The sequence below is a fragment of the Paenibacillus sp. cl123 genome (assembly GCF_900101595.1).
In the GTDB taxonomy this organism is placed as follows: Bacteria; Bacillota; Bacilli; order Paenibacillales; family NBRC-103111; genus Paenibacillus_G.
Genome location: NZ_FMYY01000016.1, coordinates 28,199 through 51,307, shown reverse-complemented (window position 1 = coordinate 51,307; position 23,109 = coordinate 28,199). Strand labels below are relative to the sequence as shown.

21 protein-coding genes are annotated in these 23,109 nt (G+C 54.4%); 19 read left to right on the top strand and 2 right to left on the bottom strand.

Annotation, left to right across the window (positions count from 1 at the left end):
* Nucleotides 1-141 precede the first annotated feature (141 nt).
* Complete coding sequence (locus BLR08_RS21445) at nt 142-993, top strand: cytochrome c oxidase assembly protein (RefSeq protein ID WP_072334615.1); 852 nt, start codon at nt 142-144, stop codon at nt 991-993.
* Here BLR08_RS21445 and BLR08_RS21440 read toward each other — a convergent pair.
* Nucleotides 990-1,607, bottom strand: coding sequence for an SCO family protein (locus BLR08_RS21440; RefSeq protein WP_072334618.1), 618 nt, complete (start codon nt 1,605-1,607; stop codon nt 990-992). The genes BLR08_RS21445 and BLR08_RS21440 overlap by 4 nt on opposite strands.
* 237 nt (nt 1,608-1,844) lie before the next feature.
* Here BLR08_RS21440 and BLR08_RS21435 point away from each other — a divergent pair, with 237 nt between their 5' ends.
* From BLR08_RS21435 to BLR08_RS21425, 3 genes are all read left to right on the top strand, one after another.
* The gene (locus tag BLR08_RS21435) at nt 1,845-2,180 is read left to right on the top strand and encodes a DUF6262 family protein (RefSeq protein WP_072334621.1); all 336 of its coding nucleotides are present in this window, start codon (nt 1,845-1,847) and stop codon (nt 2,178-2,180) included.
* A 149-nt stretch (nt 2,181-2,329) separates the two neighbouring features.
* Nucleotides 2,330-3,649, top strand: a complete 1,320-nt coding sequence (locus BLR08_RS21430; RefSeq protein ID WP_072334624.1) for a c-type cytochrome — start codon at nt 2,330-2,332, stop codon at nt 3,647-3,649.
* Nucleotides 3,646-4,668: a hypothetical protein gene (locus BLR08_RS21425; protein WP_072334627.1), complete on the top strand. Its 1,023-nt coding sequence runs from the start codon at nt 3,646-3,648 to the stop codon at nt 4,666-4,668. Before BLR08_RS21430 ends, BLR08_RS21425 begins: the two co-directional genes overlap by 4 nt.
* A gap of 147 nt (nt 4,669-4,815) precedes the next feature.
* Here the strand turns inward: BLR08_RS21425 and BLR08_RS21420 are convergent, their stop codons facing one another.
* Nucleotides 4,816-5,181: a c-type cytochrome gene (locus tag BLR08_RS21420; RefSeq protein ID WP_072334630.1), complete on the bottom strand. Its 366-nt coding sequence runs from the start codon at nt 5,179-5,181 to the stop codon at nt 4,816-4,818.
* A 195-nt stretch (nt 5,182-5,376) separates the two neighbouring features.
* Here BLR08_RS21420 and BLR08_RS21415 point away from each other — a divergent pair, with 195 nt between their 5' ends.
* The 15 genes from BLR08_RS21415 (at nt 5,377) to BLR08_RS21345 (ending at nt 23,096) form a co-directional block, all read left to right on the top strand.
* Nucleotides 5,377-6,285, top strand: a complete 909-nt coding sequence (locus BLR08_RS21415) for an aldo/keto reductase (RefSeq protein ID WP_072334633.1) — start codon at nt 5,377-5,379, stop codon at nt 6,283-6,285.
* Between the two features lie 11 nt (nt 6,286-6,296).
* The gene (locus tag BLR08_RS21410; protein WP_072334636.1) at nt 6,297-7,136 is read left to right on the top strand and encodes an amidohydrolase family protein; all 840 of its coding nucleotides are present in this window, start codon (nt 6,297-6,299) and stop codon (nt 7,134-7,136) included.
* A gap of 372 nt (nt 7,137-7,508) precedes the next feature.
* Nucleotides 7,509-9,143, top strand: coding sequence for an ABC transporter substrate-binding protein (locus tag BLR08_RS21405; protein WP_072334639.1), 1,635 nt, complete (start codon nt 7,509-7,511; stop codon nt 9,141-9,143).
* 85 nt (nt 9,144-9,228) lie between these two features.
* A complete protein-coding gene (locus tag BLR08_RS21400) occupies nt 9,229-10,197 on the top strand; it encodes an ABC transporter permease (RefSeq protein WP_072334642.1) in 969 nt (322 codons plus the stop codon).
* Nucleotide 10,198: 1 nt separating this feature from the next.
* Entirely contained in the window at nt 10,199-11,041 is an 843-nt protein-coding gene (locus BLR08_RS21395; protein ID WP_072334645.1) for an ABC transporter permease, read from the top strand.
* A 10-nt stretch (nt 11,042-11,051) separates the two neighbouring features.
* Nucleotides 11,052-11,882, top strand: coding sequence for an ATP-binding cassette domain-containing protein (locus BLR08_RS21390; protein ID WP_072334648.1), 831 nt, complete (start codon nt 11,052-11,054; stop codon nt 11,880-11,882).
* A complete protein-coding gene (locus tag BLR08_RS21385) occupies nt 11,873-12,475 on the top strand; it encodes an ABC transporter ATP-binding protein (protein WP_072334651.1) in 603 nt (200 codons plus the stop codon). Before BLR08_RS21390 ends, BLR08_RS21385 begins: the two co-directional genes overlap by 10 nt.
* A gap of 114 nt (nt 12,476-12,589) precedes the next feature.
* On the top strand, nt 12,590-13,198 hold the full coding sequence (locus BLR08_RS21380) for an acetylglutamate kinase (protein ID WP_256257737.1): 609 nt from the start codon (nt 12,590-12,592) through the stop codon (nt 13,196-13,198).
* Nucleotides 13,199-13,435: 237 nt separating this feature from the next.
* Nucleotides 13,436-14,164, top strand: a complete 729-nt coding sequence (locus BLR08_RS21375; protein ID WP_072334657.1) for a GntR family transcriptional regulator — start codon at nt 13,436-13,438, stop codon at nt 14,162-14,164.
* Nucleotides 14,165-14,240: 76 nt separating this feature from the next.
* Entirely contained in the window at nt 14,241-15,758 is a 1,518-nt protein-coding gene (locus BLR08_RS21370) for a response regulator (RefSeq protein ID WP_072334660.1), read from the top strand.
* Nucleotides 15,751-17,601 (top strand): cache domain-containing sensor histidine kinase, encoded by a 1,851-nt coding sequence (locus BLR08_RS21365; RefSeq protein ID WP_072334663.1) that lies wholly within the window; start codon nt 15,751-15,753, stop codon nt 17,599-17,601. Before BLR08_RS21370 ends, BLR08_RS21365 begins: the two co-directional genes overlap by 8 nt.
* Nucleotides 17,602-17,931: 330 nt before the next feature.
* Entirely contained in the window at nt 17,932-19,185 is a 1,254-nt protein-coding gene (locus BLR08_RS21360) for an ABC transporter substrate-binding protein (protein ID WP_072334665.1), read from the top strand.
* A gap of 60 nt (nt 19,186-19,245) precedes the next feature.
* Nucleotides 19,246-20,181 carry a carbohydrate ABC transporter permease gene (locus tag BLR08_RS21355; RefSeq protein ID WP_256257738.1) on the top strand — a complete coding sequence of 312 codons (936 nt, stop codon included), beginning with the start codon at nt 19,246-19,248 and terminating at the stop codon, nt 20,179-20,181.
* Entirely contained in the window at nt 20,178-21,020 is an 843-nt protein-coding gene (locus tag BLR08_RS21350) for a carbohydrate ABC transporter permease (RefSeq protein ID WP_072334668.1), read from the top strand. Before BLR08_RS21355 ends, BLR08_RS21350 begins: the two co-directional genes overlap by 4 nt.
* Nucleotides 21,021-21,047: 27 nt before the next feature.
* Entirely contained in the window at nt 21,048-23,096 is a 2,049-nt protein-coding gene (locus BLR08_RS21345) for a hydantoinase/oxoprolinase family protein (protein ID WP_072334671.1), read from the top strand.
* The last annotated feature ends 13 nt before the right edge of the window (nt 23,097-23,109 follow it).

The following is a 23,109-nucleotide window of genomic DNA, read 5'->3' as shown; positions in this document are numbered from 1 at the left end:
CGGTAGCCCGCTCCCCATACGGTGCGGAACCTCGCGGAGCAGCCATAGCTCTTTGGGGTCATTTTAAGGAGAGCTTGCCACGGACAGGATAGAATTAGGAAGAATCATAACATAGTTACATTTCAGAAAGGAGACGAAATCATGGGCCTCGAGCCGTTGGTGGCTGCATACGGGTTCCGAGCTGTATTCAGTCCTGAGCTTATATTGATCGTGCTGCTTATTGGGTTATGTTACTGGAGGTACGCGGGAGGGAAGGTGTCCGCTGCGGGAGCAATCAGCTTTGCTGGCGGCCTCTTGCTCTGGTATTTGGCGCTGGGCGGACCGCTCAATTTGCTAGGCCATTTCTGGTTCAGCATGCATATGCTGCAGCAGTCCATTCTTTATCTGATCGTTCCTCCGATGCTGCTCGCAGGACTGCCTTCAAGCTTTTATGAGGGGGTGCTGAAGCTGCCCGTAATTCGCAGCATCGTCGCGGTCATTGGTAATCCGATTCTTGCCTTGTTTTTGTTCAACGGAGCGTTTTCCTTCTATCATATTCCCATTATTTTCGAGGCGGCGATGTCCAACTACACGCTTCACAACGTGCTGCACCTGCTGCTGTTTGTGACGGCCTTCGGCCTCTGGTGGCCGGTCTATTCTCTGGTGGGACCGTACCCGATGAGCCCCTTGAAAAAGATGGGGTATATTTTCTTGAATGGCTTGATGCTGACTCCGGCATGCGCGCTGATCATTTTTGCTCGTGAGCCGCTGTACGCGCTGTATGCGGGAGATACACATTTGCTATGTCTGCCTTTCTATTCGATTACGGCAGAGAAGCCTCCTCTCGAGCTGTCATGGCTGACTCAACTGGCCGACCAGCAGCTAGGCGGGGTGATCATGAAGATCATGCAGGAAATTTCGTATGGCTGGGTGCTCGGCGCCATTTTTTTTGCATGGTTCCGCAAAGAAAGAGCAGAGGACCCGGAAGACCCTCTGCTCGGCACAGTAAGCTAGCTCGATGATCCGGCTAACTGCCGGATCGTTTTATATACATCCTCGTTGTTCATCTCTTCTCCCATCGGGAACACCTTGCGAATTTTGCCCTGCTGATCGATCAGAAACAGGGAGGTGACCGTGTGGACGAATGAGCCATCCGGCATTTTCTGTACCAGCACACCGAAGCTGCGGGCAACTTCGGCGGTCTCCTTCTCCGTGCCCGTCAACAGCGTCCAACCGGTGTAATCCATCCCCATCTTGTCCCCGTAACGCTTGAAAACTTCCGGCGTATCGCGCTGCGGATCGAAAGTGATGGAGAGAAACTGAACCTTGTCTCCCCATAATCCTGTCTGCTTCAGCTGGTTCTGCAGCTTCACCATATTGTAGGTTGTCATGGGGCAAATATCGGGGCAGCTCGTAAATAAAAACTCGACCAGTCTCACCTTGCCGTCGGTTTGCTCCAGCCCGGTCGGGGTGCCGTCCAGGTTCTGCAGCGTAAAGGCAGGCGCCTGCTTGAGTGTAGGCAGAGGCGGACCGTCCTGGCTAACCCAGCTGTATACGCTGTATGCGAGAGCGATAAGCAGCACACAGACGGCTGCCTTGAATCCGTGACGCTTTAAAATCGCGACCATTTTCTTCAAAACTCCTTGTCATCGATATAGGGTTCATTATATCATGTCTCTCTTGCCCGCCCTATGACTCCAAAGGGCTATCTCTGCGCTGTCCGCGGTGGAGTTTGGGAAATCGCTCACACAGATTTCATAAATAACACTCACATGTGGCCCCTCAGGGTCATTTGCCAAAGCTGTGCATTGCCTATAATTAAGGTCAATAAGGTCAGCGACTAGCAAATGAAGGAGGAGAATAGTATGCAGCAGCGCAATGTGGAAGGCATTAGGAAGTTCAGCAAGCTCAAATCCAGTACGGCGACAAGAAAAGCCGAGCAGGCTATTGAACGGCTGCTTAATCGGGACATGAAAGTGAACTTCAACACGGTATCGCTTGAGGCCGGCGTGTCCAAACCCTTCCTGTATACGCAGCCTGAGCTGAGAAGCCGGATCGAGGAGCTGCGTGAGCGGACGGAGCGTTGGGGAGAACTGGAACCGGAGCGCAGCCATTTGCATTTGCTGGAGCGTGAGAACGAAAAGTTAAAGCAAAAAATAAGTAAATTGGAGCAAATGATTCAAATCATGAGAAATGCATAATTATTTAAAGTAAACATGCTGATTGTTCATCTGAATGACAAAATATTAGCTATTTCGGGTCATTTTGATCTGAAATAGCTTGGATATAATAATCCTTGTTTCGTGCAAGGTTTATTTTTTTATATGCATACAGAAAGGGAGTGTTCACTTTGCAATTTCCGACGATTGATTTCGGTTGGCTGGGCAATGGCAATTTGATCGGTATGATGGCCGTTCTTCACGTGATGATCAACCATGCGGTCGCAATCGGCGGCTCGATTTTGATGGTATCGCTTGAATACGCGGCTGTGAAAACTGGAAACGCTCGTCTGGAGCAATACGCCAAATGGCTCAGCAAGTGGATATTGATCATCACGACGACCGCGGGAGCGATGACCGGTGTGGGCATCTGGTTTACGACAACCGTCATTTTACCCAATGCGATCGGTTCGCTGCTGCGTATTTTCCACTGGGCATGGTTTACCGAGTGGCTAGTCTTTGTATCGGAGGTCATTCTGCTGCTCACGTATTACTATACCTGGGACAGGTGGAAGGGAGATCGCAAGAAACTCCATCTACGGACTGGCCTTGCCCTGTGCATCATGTCCTGGTTCACGCTGGTCATCATCACCGGAGTGCTGGCTGCGCAGCTGAACCCGGGCAACTGGGTAGAAACGCTGTCGTTCTGGAGCGCCTTCCTGAATCCGACTTGGGTCCCCTCGACATTGTTTCGCACCTTCGCTGCTATCGCGCTGGGGGTGGCGCTGTTGACCCCTCTTAACCGCTGGCGGGTAAAGCATCCGCTTGATCGAGCCTCCGTGCAGCGCATTTACGGAAAATGGCTGATTGTATCCGTTCCTTGCATGCTGGTGTCCGGCTGGTGGTACTTGCGTACCTTGCCTGAGCAAGCACAGACCTTGGTCGTGTGGGCGAGCGGCATGAGCGACTTTGCGTTTGCTTTTTTGAATGCCGCCGGACTGCTGCTCATTCTGGTGTTTGGGATTATGTTGTTGGATGGACGTACAAGGCATCCTTTGGCACTGTCAGTGTTCACCGCCATCTTCTCACTGGCGCTGATCACCGAGTTTGAGATTGTCCGCGAAAATATTCGCAAGCCGTATGTCATTTACAACTACATGTACGCTAACGGCATTCTCAAGTCGGACGTGGAACGGTTCAAACGGGATGGCGCACTGGCACAGTCGACATTCTCCAAAGTAAAACAGGTAACCGAGGAGAACAAGCTGGAGGCTGGCGAAGAACTGTTCCGAATGCAGTGCATCGCCTGTCACAGCATAGACGGACCGCGCCGGAGCCGGGTCATGACCGAGCGAGCCAAGGGCTGGAGCGAGGAAGCGTTGGCCGCCTTTATCCCGCAGATGCATATGGTGCGTCCGGTGATGCCGCCGTTCGCCGGGACGGATGAAGAAGTGAAGGCGCTGGCCGCCTACATTCATAAGATAGTTGCGGAGAGGAGCGACACGCCATGAACGTCTATCTAAGCGCCGTCTCGCCGGTTCCCAACGAGCTTGGGCTAGCCATTCCGGGAGATTTGCCTTTCTTTGAGGTTTTGCTGGTGACGGCTTTCGTTCTGCACATTGTATTTGTCAATATTTTGGTGGCCGGCTCGGTTTCGGCGGTTTACAACGAAATCAAGGGCATCGTAAGAAAGGATGCCTTAGCCGACAAGCTGGCTTTTCATCTGGCGACCCAAGTGTCGATCGTCAAGAGTATCGCGATTGTACTCGGCATCGCTCCGCTGCTGATCATCAGTACGATTTATACCCAGTATTTTTATTCTTCTACCATTTTGATCGGCAAAATGTGGCTGATGCTGATACCGCTGCTGATCCTTGCATTTTTATCTTTGTACGCGTACAAGTTCAGTTGGGAGAAGCTGAAGCGCCGTCGAAAGCTGCATCTCACGTTCGGAATTGCCGGCGCCTTGATTTTGCTGTTTGTACCGCTGCTTTTTATTACCAACGTCGTGTCTATGCTGCATCCGGAATTGTGGGAGCCGGGGCGAGGCTTCTGGCTGTCCTTGTTCGCTTATCCGACGATCTGGCAGCGATACCTTCACTTTATGGCCGCCAGCTTCTCGATGCTGGGCGTGTACATCTACTGGTGGGGTAATCGTTCGAGCCAGCGGCACGGGGAAGAAGTCACCTTTCGGGCTAAAACGTTTGGAAAAGGAATGGCTGCAGGCTTCACTCTGCTCCAGCTGTTGGCCGGTCCATTGCTCCTCTTCAGTATGAACTCCGTTGTTCGACATGCTTTCATGGGCGGCTCCTTTTTTCACACCGCCTTGCTTGCACTGGCAATTGTACTGGCCATCGTTTTATGCGTGGTGTTGATAAGGCTTGTCCGTGAAGACAGCCGTCGGCGATTCCTTATAGCCGTCGTTCTGCTGCTTGTCGTGTTGTCGCTAATGAGCTGGATTCGCCATGAGGTTCGCGAAATTCAACTTGCGCCATATATGGAGCGTTCACCGCGTAATACGGTTGGTTAAGCCGAGCTCTTTGCTAAACGAATAAAATTTTATCTGCGCCTGCAAGCATTGTCCCCAAAAAAACGGCCCCTCTTGTTAGATGAATCCTAACAAGAGGGGCCTTTCAGTGAGCGGTGAGATTTCTCTAGCTAATGAAGGCGCCCTGTCTTACTTTTTTTCGGCCAGCCATTTGGCAAGGTTGACCAGCTCTTCGTCCTTCAGGGTACTTTTGAAAGCAGGCATGCCGCCTTTGCCGTTCAGCAGCACCTTGTAGATTTGCTGATCACTCAGCTTGCCGCCCACCTTCTGCAAATTCGGTCCCAGCTTGCCCTCCAGCTCCGCTCCATGACAAGCCAAGCAAGACTGTTTATAGATCGCCTCGGCCGCTTGAGCGTTCAATGGAGTGTCCGGGAGTGCAGGGGCGGCCGCTTCATGTTTGATCTCATTTTGCCGCTGCTCAGCCTTCATAAACAAAACGGTAACGCCCAGGAAGCAAGCGATTGCTCCAAGCATGACCATTGTCCATCTGTACATCATCGACACCTCCTCCATACACAAAATCCTAGCATTTTGCTTCTTCGCTTGTATATAGCATTAAAGGGCTAGACCAATGGCAAGGTTGGCAATAGGGAGCTAGGATACTATCTTCTATGACTCGCAAATAATCGAAGCCCTGCTATAATTGAAGTAGTAATTGTTAAAATAAGGTGATGAAATGAGGATGGAAGCATGGAATACACAACCTTTGGCAGAACAGGGCTTCGCGTGTCGAAGCTCGGGCTTGGCGGCGCGCCCCTGGGAGGCGTTTTCGGAGAAGCGGACGAACGCGAGGTCGAGAAGATGATCCACGAAGCGATCGACGGAGGCATTAATCTGATCGACACGGCGCCCAGCTACGGCGACGGCGAATCGGAGCGGAGAATCGGCCAGGCTCTGGACGGAGGAAGAAGAAATCAGGTCGTGCTGGCCACGAAGGCGGTAGGACCGGGAAAGTCATTCGATTATGCGTCTACCGTACGCTCGGTTGAACAGAGTCTGGCGCGGCTGCGCACCGATTGGATCGATCTGCTGCAAATCCATGATGCGGAGCAAGTCCCGTTCGAGACCATTCTGGAGGAGACGCTGCCTGCGCTCGAAAAGCTGCGTGAGGACGGAAAAATCCGGTATATCGGCATTTCCTCGCGGCTGCTGCCGCTGCTGGGGCGATTCGTGAAGCTGAACCGGTTCGACAGCATTCAATTTTACGCCCGGTATATGCTCATCGACCATACGGCGAAGGACGAGCTGCTGCCGCTCGCCACGGAGGCGGACATCGGCGTGATCAATGGCAGCGTGCTCGGACTCGGCCTGCTGGCCGATACCCCGGCGCCTTTCCTGAACCGCAAGATTGTGGACGAGGCCGCGTTGCGGATCTCCCGGCTGCAGTTTCTGCGCAAGTCGGAGCCGTTCGGACTTGTCGAGCCGGCCATGCGCTTCAGTCTGTCCGAGCCGCGCATCCATGTCACGCTGACAGGAGCGGCCACCCGGGAGGTGCTGCGGGCCAATATGGCGCTTTGCGACGGACGGGGCTTGGAGCCGGAAGAGCTGCGCCGGGTGTATGAGCTGTTTCAAGGTCAAAGCTTATTTCCGGCAGAATAGGGGGCGCGCATATGTACGTTGACAGTCATGTTCATTTCTGGAAGCTGTCGCGGGGGGATTACGGCTGGCTGAAGGAGGACAATGCCCGGCTGTACCAGGATTACATGCCGGAGCGGCTGCTGCCCGAGCTTCACGCCTGCGGCGTGAAGGAGCTGATCGCCGTGCAGGCGGCGCCGACGGCGGAGGAAGCCGCCTTCCTGCTGGAGCTGTCGCAGATTTGGCCGCTGATCGCAGGCGTAAGCGGAGGGCTCGATCCGTTCGCAGACCGCTTCAGCGAGCAGCTTGAATCGCTTGCGGCAAGCCCGCGCCTGGCCGGAATCCGTCTGAATGGCAGCGCTTTCCGCGCGGACAGGCCGGCAGCCGAACAGCGCAGGCTGCGGGCGGCGCTCGTCGGGCTGCTTGAGGCCGATCTGACGCTGGACCTGCTTGCGCAGCCAGGCGATCTTGCCGGGGCGGCGGTCTATCTGGAGGAGGTGCCGGCCTTGCGCGCAGTTATCAATCATCTGGGTTGTCCGAATGTCCGAGAGGGGAAAGAGGAGCCTTGGCACTCCGGCATGGAGCGGCTGGCGCGGCTTCCGCATACCGCCGTCAAGCTGTCGGGGATGATTACGATGGCCGGGGGGCCCCGAGCCGGGCTTCTCCGTCCTTACGTCGAACGGCTGGTGCGGATGTTTGGCAGCGATCGGCTGATGTTCGGCAGCGACTGGCCGGTCGCCCTGCAGGCAGGCGGGTATGGGGACGTGATCCGCCTGTTCGAGGAGGTGCTCCCTGCGGAACTGGAGGAGGAGGCTAAAGGAAAGATTCGGGCAGGCAATGCCCGGCGATACTATGGGCTGCACGAAACGTCTTGAACAGCTTGCTGAAGCAGCTGACATTGGCATAGCCGATGTCGCGGCAAATGTCCTCCAGCGAATTGCCGGCCTTGGCGACGATCGGCCTCTGGTCGCTCGCAGTTTCAGCTGCCGTTCGGCATAAAGGACTCCTTTAAGCGGGAGTCTTTTTATGGTTTATGCCAGGTAATACAAACAAGATCGCAGATTGGGGTTGCGCAAAGATGATTCCTTGATATAATAGTAAATATTACTGAATAAAAGATGCTGAGACTGCTAGAAGGGGGTCGACATGTGTTATATAGTAATAATTACTATTAAAACAGTAATGTTCCGACAAAAGGCTGTTCAAAGCAGAGAAACGATTATCGATGGAGGGAATGGGAGTCACACATGAAGAAGAAACACGTTTTACCGTACATAGCTATGATCTTATCCGTATTCATGCTGCTGGCCGGCTGCACTGCAGATTCTCCGGCCGCTGAATCTGCCAGACAGGATGGACAGAAGCCGACAGCGCTCAAGGAGGAATTGGTGCTGGCCGTAGGCAAAATGGACGGCGGGCAGTTTGACCCGAAGAAGGGCTGGGGGATGACACAAATACGGCTGACCCACAGCTCCTTGCTGATGATCGACTCCGACCTTAACTTTATCGGAGACCTCGCAAAGTCCTATAAGATCAGCGAGGATTCCCTGACCTGGACCTTTCCCTTGCGCGACGATGTCAAATTCTCCAACGGGGAAAAAGTGACGGCAGAGGATGTCAAATTTACATACGAAATGCTGAAGCAGGACGGGATCAAGTTCGACTTGTCGTTCGTCAAATCCATCGACGTTGTGGACGGCAACACCGTCGCTATCCGGCTTAACGAACCGCGTTCCACCTTCGTCAGTCAGCTCACTGAGATCGGAATAGTTCCGAAAGCTCATTACGACGATAACTATTCCAAAAATCCGATTGGCTCTGGTCCTTATAAGGTGGCTCAGTACAACGACGGACAGCAGGTTATCCTGGAATACAATCCTTACTGGTACGGCCACAAGCCCCAGTTCAAGAAGCTGACCTTCCTGCTTCTCGCAGAAGACGCCTCCTTGGCAGCCGCCAAGGCAGGAGAGGCCGATATCGTCTATGTTCCGCCGACATTTGCGGATCAGAAGGTACAGGGCATGACGCTTCGCACTTATGAGAGCATCGATTCCCGCGGCATTATGCTGCCTACGCTGCCGAGCGGCGGCAAGGGCATGACGAACGGCAAAGAAGTGAACACCGGCAACGATGTCACGAGCGACCTCGCCATACGCAAGGCGCTTGCTATCGGGCTGGACCGTCAGAAGCTGCTGGATGTTGCGCTGAACGGACATGGTCAAAAAGCGTTTTGCCTATGCGACAATATGCCTTGGTTCAATGAGAAGACGGTTGTCAAGGACGGCGATCTCCAGGCCGCGAAAAAACTGCTTGCCGATGGCGGCTGGGCCGATACCAATAAGGACGGCATCGTGGAGAAGAACGGCCGCAAGGCGGAGTTTGATATGTACTTCAGCTCCAGCGACCAGCTTCGCAGCGATCTTTCTCTGGCAGTGGCCGACCAGGCTGCCCAGTTCGGCATCAAGATCAATACGATTGGCGCTACGTGGGATGAAATCTATATGAAGGGCAAAACGGCGGCCGTGGCCTGGGGCGGAGGCAGACATCATCCCCATCAGCTGTATTCAATGAATTCCTCCCAGCGGATGAACAAGGGCATCGACAATATGGCGGGTTACCAGAACCCCAAGGTAGACGAGTATTTGAACAAAGCGCTCACCGCCTCTACCCAGGAAGAAGCCAACAAGTACTGGAAGCTGGCCCAGTGGGACGGGGAAACCGGCTTCAGCGGCATCGGAGACGCTCCCATCGTATGGCTGCTGCGCGTAGACCACTTGTATTTGGCCAATGAAAAGCTCGATCTCGGCAAGCAACCGGTTCATACGCACGGCCATGAATGGGCCCTATTCGGCAATGTAACGGAGTGGACATGGAAAAACTGAACGCCGATTTACGGCTAGAACAGGAGGGTTTTTGGAGGCTCTCAGCCTCTGAAAGCTCTCTTTATAGTGTGAAGGGGGAGTTATCGTGGCTAAAAGTATCGGGATACGCCTGGTTCGCGTAGTGACATTGCTGATCGGCTTATCCGTGCTGACCTTTTCTCTGATCCATCTGTCTCCGCTGGACCCGGTCAATGCCTATATCGGGGGAGACAGCTCGGCGTCGCCGGAGCAGATCGAGAAGTTCAAAGCCTACTGGGGCATGGATAAGAGCCCGGTGGAGCAATATTTCGCCTGGGCCGGCGCGCTCCAGCAGGGCAACTTCGGCACGTCGCTGCTTTATCGCAGCCCGGTGCTGGATATTATCAAGAGCCGCTTCCTGACCTCGCTCGCCTTGATGGGGGTGGCTTGGGTGCTGTCGGGAGTCGTCGGGTACATACTGGGCATGATCGCCGCCATGAACAGAGGGAGAACGATTGACAGGGTCATTAAATGGTACAGCTATACGCTCGTATCCACTCCGATCTTCTGGATGGGCCTTCTGCTGCTAATCGTGTTCGCCGTCTGGCTCAAATGGTTTCCCATAGGGCTCGCGGCGCCGCCCGGCGTGCTGGAGAGCGAAGTGCAGTTTATGGACCGGGTCCGGCATTTTGTGCTGCCGGCGCTTGCCTTGAGCATTCTGGGGGTGGCCAACGTAGCGATGCACACCCGCGAGAAGATGATCGATATACTGAATTCCGAATACGTCATCTTTGCCAAGGCCCGGGGAGAAAGCAGATGGCAAATTTTCAAAAACCATGGCATGCGCAATTCGATTCTTCCGGCTGTGTCCCTGCAATTTGCCTACTTCGGCGAGCTATTCGGCGGTTCGATGCTGGCGGAGCAGGTATTTGCCTATCCTGGGCTTGGCAGCACGCTGACGACAGCCGGGCTGAAGGGCGATCTGCCATTAATGGTAGGCATTATTTTGATCAGCTCCTTGTTCGTCTTCGCCGGCAATCTGATCGCCGACCTGTTGAACAAGGTCGTCGATCCGAGAATGAAGGAGGGAGTCTGAGATGACCGCTGCGACCGGCACCCGAGAAGGAATGAACGTACGTCAAAAAATGGTTCTGCTTCTGGCGATTTCTTCCGGCTTTTTATTGACGATTCTGATACTGAGCTTTTGGCTGAGCAACGACAACCTGCGCTTGAGCGGCAGCAAAAATCTGGCTCCGAGCCTTGACCATCTATTCGGCACGGACTGGCTGGGGCGGGATATGTTTACGCGGACCATCAAGGGGCTGCGTTTATCGCTGGCGGTGGGCGCATTTGCCTCCCTGCTCAGCGTTCTGATCGCCATCGTGATGGGCGTATGCGCAGCGACCTTCGGCAAGGCGGTGGATGCCGTGATCTCCTGGGTGATCGATTTATTTATCGGAATGCCTCATTTGGTGTTCATGGTGCTGATCTGCTTTATCGCGGGGGGCGGCATCTATGGCATCGTGCTCGGCGTGTCGCTCACGCACTGGACGGCCTTGGCCCGGTTGGTTCGTTCCGAGGTGCTGCAGATCAAAAACGCAGAATATATCCAGATCTCGCGAAGCTGCGGGAAGTCTCCGTGGTATATCGCAAGGAAGCATATGCTGCCATACATTTTCCCCCAAGTTATGATCGGCTTTCTCTTGATGTTTCCTCATGTGATCCTGCATGAAGCGGCGCTGACCTTCCTCGGGTTCGGGCTTTCTCCCCAAACCCCAGCCATCGGCATTATTTTATCGGAGGCGATGAGCCATATCTCGACCGGGAAATGGTGGCTGGTCGTCTTCCCGGGGCTGCTGCTGGTTGTCGTAGTCAAAAGCTTTGACAATATCGGCGAGCAGGTTCGTATTTTAATGGAGCCTTCCAGCTCCAATGAATAGAGGGATCATAATGAGCGGTACGCACAAAAACACGCTGCTGCAGGTAAGCGGCCTGTCGATCGGATTCTCGCAGTATATGAAAGGCACGCAAAAGCGCATCGTTCGTCCCATCTCCGGTCTGCATGTGGACATCGGCGAGGGGGAGATCGTAGCGGTGGTGGGCGCCAGCGGTTCGGGCAAAAGCCTGCTGGCTCACGCTGTGCTTGGCATCCTGCCCGGCAATGCAATCTGCAGCGGAAGCATAGTGTACAAGGGAGAGGAACTGACGCAGACAAGGAAGGAGCAGCTCCGGGGGCGGGAGATTGCGTTTATTCCGCAGTCGGTCAATTATCTGGACCCGCTGATGAGTGTCGGACGGCAGGTCCGGATCGGGCTGGACCGGGCAACTGCCAAGGCTCAGCAGGAAAAGCTGTTTGCGCAATATGGCTTGAAGAAAAGCGATGGGCGACTGCTGCCGTTCGAGCTGTCCGGCGGGATGCTCCGCCGGGTGCTGTTTGCGACCAGCGTGCGGGAGGGCGTCAAGCTTGTCATTGCCGACGAGCCGACGCCCGGCATCCATCCGCAGGCTCTGTCCGAAATTTTGAAGCAGCTCAAGCAATTTGCAGAAAATGGAGCGGGCGTGATGCTGATTACTCATGATATTATGTCGGCGCTTGAGATAGCGGACCGCGTAGCAGTTATCAAGGACGGAGCTACTGTGGAAATTTCCGAAGTATCGGCATTTACAGGCAAGGGCGAAGCGCTGAAAACCGAGTACACCCAAAGGCTGTGGAGAACGCTGCCTCAGAACGATTTTGACCTGGAATTTCAGGAGGAGGGAGGACGCGCGACATGGCGCTGACTGGTGAGAATCTCGGCTACTATTATCAAAAGGAACGCTGGATTTTTGAGGATGTGAATATTTCTGTCGCTCCGGGCGAGGTGCTCGGACTGTCGGGTTACAGCGGTTGCGGCAAGACGACGTTGTCCCGGATACTGGCGGGGTATATCCGCCCTTCCGCGGGCCGCGTCACCTCAGACGGAATTGAGCTGAAGCCTCGGGCTTTTCGCCCGGTCCAATTGATCTACCAGCACCCGGAAAAGGCGATCAACCCCAAGTGGCGCATGCGCGACGTTCTGACCGAATCCTATACGCCCACGCAGGATATGCTGGATGCATTCGAGATTCGGGAGGAGTGGATGAACCGCTGGCCCATCGAGCTGTCCGGCGGGCAGCTGCAGCGATTCTGCATCGTCCGGGCGCTGAATCCCGCCACCAGGTATATCATTGCCGACGAGATGACCACGATGCTGGATGCGATCACACAGGCGAAAATCTGGAACGCGTTTCTGGGCATCTGCCGGAGCCGGAATATCGGGGTGATCGTGGTCAGCCATGAAGCCAGTTTGCTCAGCCGGTTATGCGACAATATATATAAGGTAGGCCGGCATTGACGGTATAAAGCCTGTGGAGCAGGGAGCCGTGCGGCTAACTGCTATTTTGGGCACCAAATAGGCGATCCCCCATATCCTATACTAAATTCGTGAAAAAGGAGCTTTTGATACGATATGTATAGGTATACTTATATGCCGTTCGGGCCATTTGCCCCGAGACTTCACCCGCCAGCTGTCTGGACTCCATCCATGGTAGCGCTGAACCGCCATTTACGGGCATTATGGGAGCAGCATATTTACTGGACGCGCCTGACCATTAACAGTATCGTTGGCAAGTTTCCGGACGAACAGCCCACAACCGTCAGGCTTTTGCGCAATGCGGACGATTTCACCGCCGCCCTGAGACCCTACTACGGGGAAGCCGCCGCCAATCAATTCGGGAAGCTCATGAGGGAGCATCTCGTCATAGCCGCAGAGCTGGTCAAGGCGCTGCAGGCCGGCCATTCGAATGTGGCCGCGGAGATCAATGCCAGATGGTATGCGAATGCCGATGCTATCGCCGAATTTTTGAGTCGGATCAATCCGTATTGGTCCCGGAAAGAATGGCAGGACATGATGCATGAGCATCTGAAGCTGCTGACCGATGAAGCAGCCGCCCGTTTAGCGGGAAACTATGCGGAAAATATTGCGACGAACGATAGAATCGAACCGCAGGCGCTGGAAATGGCCGATACGATGGCGTATGGCATCTTCCGTCAGTTCCCGGCGGCATTTGTTGGGTAGACTTGAATCATGGCTCCGGGTTATCAACCCGGAGCCTTTAAGCATGTCGCGTATTCCTTGAAATTTTAAACGGTTGACGCATCGGTCTGCTCTTTTTATAATTTAATTGATAGTACATTATGGGACATTTGGGCGTCGAGGCGCGGGAGACATTTTGTTGGATGTTTGGCAATACGCGTTTTGTAAGCGGTGTCATACAATGACTAATTATCAGCTCTCATCGAAGGAGGGAGGCGTATGATAAAAAACCGGGTGGACCAGGAAACGGAAACACCGCTTTACGTGCAGCTGACCGAACATTTCCGCAGCATGCTTGAAACGGGGGAGCTGCAGCCGGGAGAGCGGTTTCCTGCGGAGCTGGAGCTCGTGAAGCATTACGGCGTTGCCCGGATAACGGTGAGAACCGCAATTGCGGAACTGGTGCAGGACGGGATGCTCGTGCGCCGGCAAGGAAAAGGCACCTTTGTGGCGGAGCATAAAATCGATCGGGAGCTCGTGAACGTCGCAAGCTTCACCGAAAGGATGAATTCGCGCGGTCTCCGTGCAGGCTCGCGGATCATTAGTATGAAAACGGTCAAAGCGGCGGGAAAGACGGCACGGCTGCTTGGCATCATGGAGGGCGATGCCGTTATCGAAATCGTGCGGCTTCGGTTATCGAACGAGGTGCCGGTAGCGCTCGAAACCTCCAGCTTGCCGGCGGACCGTTATCCTGGGATGGAAGAGGGGGATTTGGCGGAGCAATCTTTGTATCATCTGTTGGATAGCAAATACGGCATTCGGCCGGCCCATTCCAGCAAGACGCTGGAGATGGCACGCGCGGAGAGCAGAGAGGCCAGGCTGCTTGGCGTCAAAAACGCCGCCGCCCTGTTTCTGCTAACCGCCGTCGTTTACTCGGAAGACAACCGGGTCATGGAGTACGTTCATACGTTGTTCCGCGCAGACCGGTTCCGATTTCTGGTTCATTGAAAATCCTTTTATTTTGATCGGCTGCATGCCGGGAGCAGTGAATCTTCATGGACTTACGATGAGAGGAGCGCGGATTATGGAGATTCTGATTGTCGAAGACGAAACGATGATTCGAAATGGTTTGGAGAGAATGGTCGGCGATCTCGGGTACAACGTCGCGGCGTCTGTGGATGACGGGGAGACGGCTTTGGAGTGGTTGAAGCAGTGCGGCTCTCCTCCGGACCTGATCATTACGGACATTTTTATGAAATACGTAGACGGGATGGAGCTGGTGGGGAAAGTCAATGCGGAATATCCGGGCGTCAAATGCGCACTGCTGTCCGGACACGACGATTTCCGGCTTGCCCAGCAAGCGATCAGCCTCAAGGTGTGCCGGTATTTGACCAAGCCGGTTACCCGTGAAGAGCTGGATGAAGCCTTGCGCGAAATTCGGTCCGAGGTGGAGCAGGACAAGCTGCGTAAAAAGGATTTGCTCAAATGGGAGCAGCGAAGCGCAAGCAGTGCGCTATACATCAGAGACAAGCTGCTGTCCGATCTGCTGGAGTCGAGGCTCGTTTCCGCCCGGGATCTGCTGCAGCATGCCGACTGCTTTGATTTCGATTTGGAGGCGACCTCGCTCTCCGGCGGGGTGATCCGGCTGCTGTCGGCAGGGGAGAGTATGTCGCAGCGGGATTCCCTGTTATATTCCGTCGCGGTCAAGCATTTGTTTACCGAGACGGTGATGGCGGAGTATAGGGGATTTGTGCTTCTTAAGGATTCGTGCACACTCGTGTTCGGCGTGATGGAAACGCAGCCGGAGCGGGTGCGCGAATCGGTTGCCCGCTTTGCCGGTACGTCGGCGAGCATGCTTGGCGTGCCGGTCGAGTTCGGAATAAGCGCGCATGCTGTGAATTTGTTGCAATTCCGCCAGACGGTGGCAGCAGCTTTCGAGGATATGGAGCGCTCCGGCCAAGAGCAGCGGCTGTACCCGTCGGAGCTGGAGCAGAAGCTGCGCTTTTCCGTGCGCGCAGGCGATCGGGATGCGGCGAGAGCCGATGCCAAGGCGGTCGTCGGAGCGATTGCGGCGAGTTCTGCGCATGCGGACTTTTTGCTTCGCTCGTTTTACAGGCTGACCGAATCGCTGGAGGATTTATTTCGCGAGCTGGAGCAGCCGGTTTCTCCCCCTCTGCTTGCCGGGCTGCCGAGATCCGGGCTGATTGAACGCATGCATGAGTGGCTTGAGGAATGTATAGCAAGGGTCGAACCGAAAAGGCAAGGACAGCAGAACGATATTATTGCCAAAGTGATCACGCATATGGAGGAGTATTACGCTGACGGCAGCTTGAGCTTGCAGCGCTTGGCCGACCTCGTTTATGTGCATCCCAATTATTTGACGCAAACGTTCCGCAAGCTGACCGGCTTCTCGTGTATGCAGTATTTGGCTCGGCTCCGCATGGAGCAGGCAAAAAAGCTGCTGAACGAATCGGATCTCAAAATCTCCGAAATTGCCGAAAAAGTCGGCTATGACAATCATTTGTATTTCAGCAGCTATTTCAAAAAGTGGATCGGCAAAAGTCCGTCCGTCTACAAGGAAGGACTTTCCTCTCATGACTGAGCGCCCCAGGAGCTTGCTGAACCGGTGGTACAACAAGATGTCGCGCATGATTTTTACCAAGCTGCTCCTGCTGCTCCTTATTCCCAACCTGCTTCTGGTATTCGTTATTCAGCAATTGACCGATCGCCAGGTCGAACAGAAGGCCAGCGAAATCCAAGATACGCTGCTGGGGCTGGGGCATGCGGTTAATCGTGAGATCAGCTCCCTCTTTGGCGTGGTCACTACGCTCTCCAATCAGCTGATCATTGAGCCCGAGGTGCAGCGGATTTTGACGTACAGTTGGCGGGAGGGGCTTGCGCCGAACGCAAATCCTTCCGCGGATACCGAGCTGAGGAAGCTGCAAATGCTGTACGACAATCAGGCGCTGATGCAGTCGCTCTTATCCAGGTACCGCCTTGTGTGGTCGAATATTTATTCATTGGCCATCGTCGACACGCAAGGAAACGTATATTTGAGCACGGCGCAAAACTATCAAATCTATCCCGAAGACCTCGGGGCCTCAAAACTTCTGAAAGCAGATTCCGACGATCCGCTGCCCTGGAGCATCAACGACGCTTTGACCAAAAATGAAAACATGATCACCATTTCCCGCAAAATATATGGCACCACGATGCCCCAGCAGGTGATTGGGCGCGTTATTATTAATCTCTCGCTGAGGGAAATTCAAGATTCCTTCGATACCTACAATTATTTTGGAAAGATGGTGTTCGGCTTATCCAACGCTTCCGGCAACGGAAACATGATTTACGATGGACGCCGATTTTCCGCAGAGCATGACGAGGCGCTGTCGTTTGCCGAATTCGGAGAAAGGCAGACGGACGTATCGTATCACGGCACCTCATGGCATATGAACGTAAGACAGCTGGAAGGACCGTTTTCGGCGGATACCCGAAATTATTTATTTGTTGGACTGGATAATGCGTATATACGCGAGAAGACGAAATCGATCAGCGATAATCTGATTTTCGGCTATGCGGTTTTTCTGATCGTGGCGCTGGGAATCTCATTGTTCGGGGCAACGGTCATGTCGCGCCGGATCGGTCATGTCCTGAAGGGAATGCGGCAGTTCGGCCAGGAAAAGTGGGGAACGCGAATTGCGGTCAGAGGCTCCGATGAAATCAGCATCATGGGCAGTACGTTTAATTCGATGGCCTCCCGTATCGAACATTTACTGAGCAACGTAGCCGAAGAGCAAAACCTGAAGCGGCTGTTTGAGCTGAGAGTGCTGGAGTATCAGATCAATCCGCATTTTCTGTACAATACGCTTGATACGATCCATTGGCTGGCTCTGGACAGCAACCGGCCGCAGATCAGCAGAATGGTCGAAGGCTTGTCCAAGCTGTTCCGGATCATCCTGAGCAAGGGAAACGAAGCGATTGCTTTAAGAGAAGAGTTCGAGATGGTGCGGATTTATCTGGACATTCATAAAATTCGACTGGAGGACCGCTTTGACTATGAAATCCGTCTGGAGCCGGAGGTTCGGGAGCACAAAATCGGCAAACTCGTTCTGCAGCCCCTTGTAGAAAATGCGCTGCTGCACGGCATTCGCAGGCTTCGCACAAAAGGGATGATCATGGTCTCGGGAAAATTGGACGGCGGGGAGGTTGTGCTGACGGTGGCCGATAACGGCGTTGGCATGCCGATCGAAACGCTGGACAAACAGAGACGGCTCATTGATTCCGACCTGTGGGAGGAAGAGGCGATGAAGGGCTCCGGCTACGGTATGAAAAATGTCGATTCGCGGCTCAAGCTCATGTTCGGCGAGGCTTACAGCATGCGCATCGAATCCGGCGAAGGGGGGCCGGGAACCAGGGTCACGATCCGCATCCGTGCGGACGGATAAGCCTTTGGAGGCCGGGAGCCGGCTCAGAGGTATCCGTGCTCCCGGACAAGCTGAAGTTTCCTGGCTGCCACGACACGCCCGCGTTTATCCGAAATAATAAGCTCGCCATCTCGGCGTAAGACAAGACGGCCTTGGCCGTCTTCTTTTTTTCGCTTGATTTGACGCGTCCACCGGCCAGCGCTTCCGCACACATTAAAATTGTATATACGATTCTCTTAACTTTGTTTATATTTTGCGAAGACCGGTTGATCTATAATGATGCCAAGAGGAAGAAGCAAGGCATATCCTCATTCCAATCGGAAGTCCAAAAAAGGGAGGCTACTCGAACAAATGTACAAAAAAGGATTGCTCGCTTTATTTACATTGAGCTTCGCTTTCGTCACCGCCTGTTCCTCCGGAACGGGCAGCACGCCGGGTCCCCAGGAGAACACGGGAACTGCAAACAAATCGAACGAGCAGATCAAGATTACATGGTGGGACTTCCAGCCGAACCAGGCAATGATCGACGCTCTAAACACCTTGATTGCCGCATACGAGAAAGAGCATCCGAATGTGAAAATCGAAAGAACGTTTGTCCCCTTTGCCGATATCAAAAACAAGCTGCTGCTCGGATCGGCCGCCGGCCAGCTTCCCGACATCGTTATGATCGACGGTCCGGATCATCAGGCTTTTGCCTCGGCCGGCGTGCTGGCCGATATTACGGAAGAGGTCAAGGCATGGGGCGAAGCGGATAAATATTTCGAGGCGCCTTGGGACGCCACGATGTATCAAGGCAAAAACTACGGGGTTCCGGTGAGCAACAACAACCTCGGGCTGTTTTATAACGCCGACCTGCTCAAGGAAGCGGGGGTGGAGCCTCCCAAAACATGGGACGAGCTGAAAACCGCAGCCAAAAAGCTGAGTAAAAACGGTGTCTACGGACTTGCTATCGCAGCTCCGAAAAGCGAACAGCTTACTTTCCAATACCTCCCTTTCCTCTGGCAAGCGGGCTCCGACTTGACCAGGATCGATGATCCGGGAACGGTTGATACGCTCAAGCTCTACAAGGAGCTGGTAGACAGCGGCTCCATGTCCAAGGAAGTGCTTACGCAGGATCAGCAGGCTACCTTTCTGCAATTTATGGCCGGGAAGGCGGCAATGGTGCTAAGCGGGCCTTGGCAGCTGCCTGCGTTGAAGGAAGCCAAGTTCAACTGGGGACTTGTCGACCTGCCGGCCGGCAAGGAAAGAGCGACCATTCTGGGCGGAGACAACTGGGCGATTACAGCAACCTCGAAGTATAAGGACGTCGCTTGGGATATTATCAAGTTTTCGCAGAAGCCCGAATTTCTGAAGCCGCTGCTGGTCGGAGGCGCACGAATTCCGAGCCGCCAAGATTTGATTAACGATTCTTATTGGCAAACGGACAAATATATGAAAATTTTCGCCGATCAGCATAAATACGCCAAAGCCCGTGCTTACGGCCCGAATTACCCGAAAATTTCCGAGGCTATTCAGGATATGGTGCAGCAAACCGTAACCGGTGTGAAATCGCCGGAAGACTCGGTGAAGGAAGCGGCGGAGAAAATCAAGCCGTTGCTGAAATAAAAAGTGGCGGACAAGGGGAGGGGCTCCTCCCCTAAACAAAGGAGGGGAGGAAAAAGCTCCATGACGGACCGTGCGTTGCCCAAGGCGGAGAGAGCTGTCTCCGGATCGGCTCCCCGGCGAATACGGATGGAATTGACCAATTATATGTTCGTTATTCCCGGAGGGGCGTTTGTCCTAATATTCCTTATATTCCCTATCTTCTATAATATATGGAATAGCTTTCAGGATGTCACGCTGATGAATCTGAAAGGCGGGCATCATTTTGTCGGGTGGCAAAATTATTCGCGGGTATTCGCCGATCCGCTCTTCAAGAGCTCGGTGAGCAACTCGCTTTATTTCACCGCCGGCAGTCTGGTATTTCAGTTCGTGCTCGGGTTTGCGCTGGCGCTTTTTTTCCACCGCCGTTTCCCCGGCAGGGACTTGATGCGATCGCTCATCTTGCTTGGCTGGATGATGCCGATCGTCATTACGGGAACGCTGTTCAAATGGATTTTATCGGGCGACTCGGGCGTGTTTAACCATTTGCTGAGCGTGCTCGGCCTGATCGACCAGCCGGTGTTCTGGCTGACGAATCAGGATACGGCGCTGGCGGCGGCGACGATCGCCAACGTCTGGATCGGCATCCCGTTTAATATGCTGATCCTGCTGGCGGGATTGCAAGCGCTGCCGGAGCAGCTATACGAAGCGGCCAAAATCGACGGTGCGGGCAGGCTGCGACAGTTCACGCAGATTACAATCCCGCTGATGCGGCCGACCATCTTCATCGTGCTGATGCTCGTGTTGATCTACACGTTCAAGGTGTTCGATTTGATCTATGTCATGACCGGCGGAGGACCGGTGAACGTGACGACCGTACTGCCGCTTTTTGCCTACAAGCTCGCCTTCAACAACTACGAAATCAGTATGGGATCGACGGTGGCCAGCCTGATGTTCGTCTTTCTGATCGCTCTTGCATCGGTGTACCTGTGGATGTCCCGCAAGGAGGAGAAGTCATGATCGTTTTCGGCAAATACAGCTTCCGCAGCTATTGCACCGCCTTCGTTGCCGCAGTGGTCACGCTCGTCTACCTGTTCCCGATCTATTGGCTGTTTGTGACGTCCATCAAGCCGATGAACGAATTGTTTGCCTATCCGCCGCACTATATTCCCCTTGCGCCAACACTAGAGGCATATGTCCATAACTTCGTGACGAACACGGGCATTTTCCGCTACATCGGGAACAGCAGTATCATAGCGGCCGGAACGATGCTTCTCACGCTGCTGCTGGCGGCGCCTGCCGCCTACGGGCTTGCCAGACTTCCGATCCGGGGCAAGGGCGTCGTGCTCATCGTGCTGCTTGCGACCCAGATGCTGCCGAACATTATGCTCGCGATGCCGCTGTTCATCATGTTCTCCAAGGTGCAGCTCGTAAACAGCTACACGGCGCTCATCATCGCCAATACGACGCATACGCTGCCTTTTGCGGTACTGGTGCTGCGCCCTTATTTTCTCGGTATTCCCGGCGGGGTGGAAGAGGCGGCGCTGATCGACGGATGCGGCAAAGCAAGGGCATTCTGGAAAATTGTGCTGCCGCTTGTGCTGCCGGGGTTGCTCACGGTCGGAGCGATCAGCTTTCTATGGGGCTGGGGCGATTTCATTTTTGCGCTGACGCTAACCTCCGATGAAACCGTGCGGCCTTTAACGATGGGCCTCAGCAAGTTCACCGGCGAGTTCGGTACGCAGTGGAATTACTTGATGGCGGTGGCTGCCATAGCGGCCCTGCCGATTATCGTGATCTTCGCTTCGCTGCAAAAATATATTGTCAGCGGGCTGGCAAGCGGCTCCATGAAAGATTAATCCCAATTAACCAAAGAGGTGTTCAACATGAATTATCGCCTTGGTGTCGATACCGGCGGAACGTTTACCGACATTGCTCTCATTCATGAACAAACGGGCAAGGTGCATGTGGCCAAGGTGCCCTCAACCCCTCACGATCCGTCCGAGGCCGTCATTAACGGCGTGCACGAAATTGTGAATCAAACCGGCATCGATGTGAAGAGCATCTCGTTTTTCATTCACGGTTCGACGGTCGCAACAAACGCGCTTCTCGAACGGAAAGGGGCGAAGACAGCACTGCTGACGACCAAAGGCTTCCGCGACGTGCTTGAGATCGGACGGCAATCCCGGCCGAAGCTGTACGATTTCAAAGCGAGGAAAAAGCCTCCGTTCGTCACGCGCGACCTGCGCATCGAAGTCAGCGAGCGCATAAAGGCGAGCGGGGAAGTGCTGGAGCCGCTCGACACGGAGGAAATACGCAAGATCGCGCGCAGACTGAAAAGCGAAGGCGTACAGTCGATCGCCGTCTGCCTGATCAATTCCTACATGAACGATGCGCATGAGAAAATGATCGGACAAACGCTGCAGGAAGAATATCCCGAAGCTTATGTCACGCTATCGAGCGAGGTGCTGCCTGAATTCAAGGAATATGAACGCACGAGCACCGTGTCGGCCAATGCCTATGTTCTGCCCAAGATGAAAGGATACCTGAATCGGCTTGTCGGCAGCCTGAAGGAGACCGGCGTGTCGTCCGAGCTGTACATCATGCAGTCGAACGGAGGCATTATTACCGCAGAGAGCGCGATGCACACGCCTGCCAGGACAGTGCTGTCGGGGCCGGCGGGCGGCATTTTGGCCGGGCTCTTCATCGTGGAAACGACACCTTATAAAGATTTGATTACTATCGACATGGGGGGCACCAGCCTCGATACCGCTTTGATCGAAAAGGGCAAGCCGCAGTACACGACGATGAGCGAAGTGGATGGCAATCCGATCAAGCTGCCGATGATAGAAATGCATACGATCGGCTCCGGCGGCGGCAGCATCGCTTGGATCGACGCCGGCGGAGCGCTGCGGGTAGGACCCCAGAGCGCAGGCGCGATGCCCGGGCCTGTATGCTACAACAAAGGCGGCATGGAGCCGACCGTTACCGATGCGAACGTTATTTTGGGACGGATCAATCCAGGCTACATTTTGAACGGAAAAATGAAGATGAACCTGGAGCTGGCCCGGCAAGTGATGAAGGAAAAAATTTCCGACCCGCTCGGCATAACGATAGAGGAAGCTGCCGAAGGAATTTTGAGAGTCGTCAATGCTAACATGATTCGCGGCATCCGCGTCATTTCCATAGAAAAAGGCCATGATCCGCGCAGCTTCTCGCTGGTCGCCTTTGGCGGAGCTGGACCGGTCCACGCGGTTGACATCGGCATGGAGCTCGGCTGTCAGGAGATCATCATCCCGCCGAATCCGGGCATCACCTGCGCGATGGGCATGCTGATGGCCGATGTGCGCCATGACTATGTGCAAACGGTGCTGTCCAGCGTCTGCCAGCTGAAGCTAGACGAAGCCAACGCAGTCATCGCCCATCTTGCGCAAGAAGCGCGGGAGCAGCTGCGCAAGGAAGGATTCGCCGGTGCGGATATTCATCTGCATGCGGCACTCGACCTGCGCTACTTGCGCCAGGCCTATGAGATCGATGTGCCGGTGCCGGGCTTAACGGTAGATGCGTCGCTGCTTGAGCAGGCGGTGACCGATTTCCATGCGCTTCATCACAAAATGTACGGCTTCAGCCGGGAAGGCGAAACGGTGGAGCTGGTCAACGTTCGTCTAACCGCTATCGGAGCCATTCCGAAAATCCGGTTCGACAAACGGGAGAATGCATCCGAAGCGCCCGTATCGATCCCGTCCCGCAAGGTGTTTTTCGACGGGCAATTCGTTGATACGGCGGTCTATGACCGTTCCGGCCTGCGTCCGGGCAACATCGTGGAAGGACCGGCCATTCTGGAGCAGCTCGATTCCACCATCGTCATCCATCCGGGACAAAAAGCGGTATCCGACGATTTCGGCAATCTGATCATTCATTTGCATAACGCATAACGAGGGAGGATGG

What these genes read in the sequence shown, in the direction of transcription:
- BLR08_RS21445 (WP_072334615.1), top strand. Translation starts at nt 142, where the DNA reads ATGGGCCTCGAGCCGTTGGTGGCTGCATACGGGTTCCGAGCTGTATTC.
- BLR08_RS21440 (WP_072334618.1), bottom strand. Translation starts at nt 1,607, where the DNA reads ATGGTCGCGATTTTAAAGCGTCACGGATTCAAGGCAGCCGTCTGTGTG.
- BLR08_RS21435 (WP_072334621.1), top strand. Translation starts at nt 1,845, where the DNA reads ATGCAGCAGCGCAATGTGGAAGGCATTAGGAAGTTCAGCAAGCTCAAA.
- BLR08_RS21425 (WP_072334627.1), top strand. Translation starts at nt 3,646, where the DNA reads ATGAACGTCTATCTAAGCGCCGTCTCGCCGGTTCCCAACGAGCTTGGG.
- BLR08_RS21420 (WP_072334630.1), bottom strand. Translation starts at nt 5,181, where the DNA reads ATGTACAGATGGACAATGGTCATGCTTGGAGCAATCGCTTGCTTCCTG.
- BLR08_RS21415 (WP_072334633.1), top strand. Translation starts at nt 5,377, where the DNA reads ATGGAATACACAACCTTTGGCAGAACAGGGCTTCGCGTGTCGAAGCTC.
- BLR08_RS21410 (WP_072334636.1), top strand. Translation starts at nt 6,297, where the DNA reads ATGTACGTTGACAGTCATGTTCATTTCTGGAAGCTGTCGCGGGGGGAT.
- BLR08_RS21405 (WP_072334639.1), top strand. Translation starts at nt 7,509, where the DNA reads ATGAAGAAGAAACACGTTTTACCGTACATAGCTATGATCTTATCCGTA.
- BLR08_RS21395 (WP_072334645.1), top strand. Translation starts at nt 10,199, where the DNA reads ATGACCGCTGCGACCGGCACCCGAGAAGGAATGAACGTACGTCAAAAA.
- BLR08_RS21390 (WP_072334648.1), top strand. Translation starts at nt 11,052, where the DNA reads ATGAGCGGTACGCACAAAAACACGCTGCTGCAGGTAAGCGGCCTGTCG.
- BLR08_RS21385 (WP_072334651.1), top strand. Translation starts at nt 11,873, where the DNA reads ATGGCGCTGACTGGTGAGAATCTCGGCTACTATTATCAAAAGGAACGC.
- BLR08_RS21380 (WP_256257737.1), top strand. Translation starts at nt 12,590, where the DNA reads ATGTATAGGTATACTTATATGCCGTTCGGGCCATTTGCCCCGAGACTT.
- BLR08_RS21375 (WP_072334657.1), top strand. Translation starts at nt 13,436, where the DNA reads ATGATAAAAAACCGGGTGGACCAGGAAACGGAAACACCGCTTTACGTG.
- BLR08_RS21370 (WP_072334660.1), top strand. Translation starts at nt 14,241, where the DNA reads ATGGAGATTCTGATTGTCGAAGACGAAACGATGATTCGAAATGGTTTG.
- BLR08_RS21365 (WP_072334663.1), top strand. Translation starts at nt 15,751, where the DNA reads ATGACTGAGCGCCCCAGGAGCTTGCTGAACCGGTGGTACAACAAGATG.
- BLR08_RS21360 (WP_072334665.1), top strand. Translation starts at nt 17,932, where the DNA reads ATGTACAAAAAAGGATTGCTCGCTTTATTTACATTGAGCTTCGCTTTC.
- BLR08_RS21355 (WP_256257738.1), top strand. Translation starts at nt 19,246, where the DNA reads ATGACGGACCGTGCGTTGCCCAAGGCGGAGAGAGCTGTCTCCGGATCG.
- BLR08_RS21350 (WP_072334668.1), top strand. Translation starts at nt 20,178, where the DNA reads ATGATCGTTTTCGGCAAATACAGCTTCCGCAGCTATTGCACCGCCTTC.
- BLR08_RS21345 (WP_072334671.1), top strand. Translation starts at nt 21,048, where the DNA reads ATGAATTATCGCCTTGGTGTCGATACCGGCGGAACGTTTACCGACATT.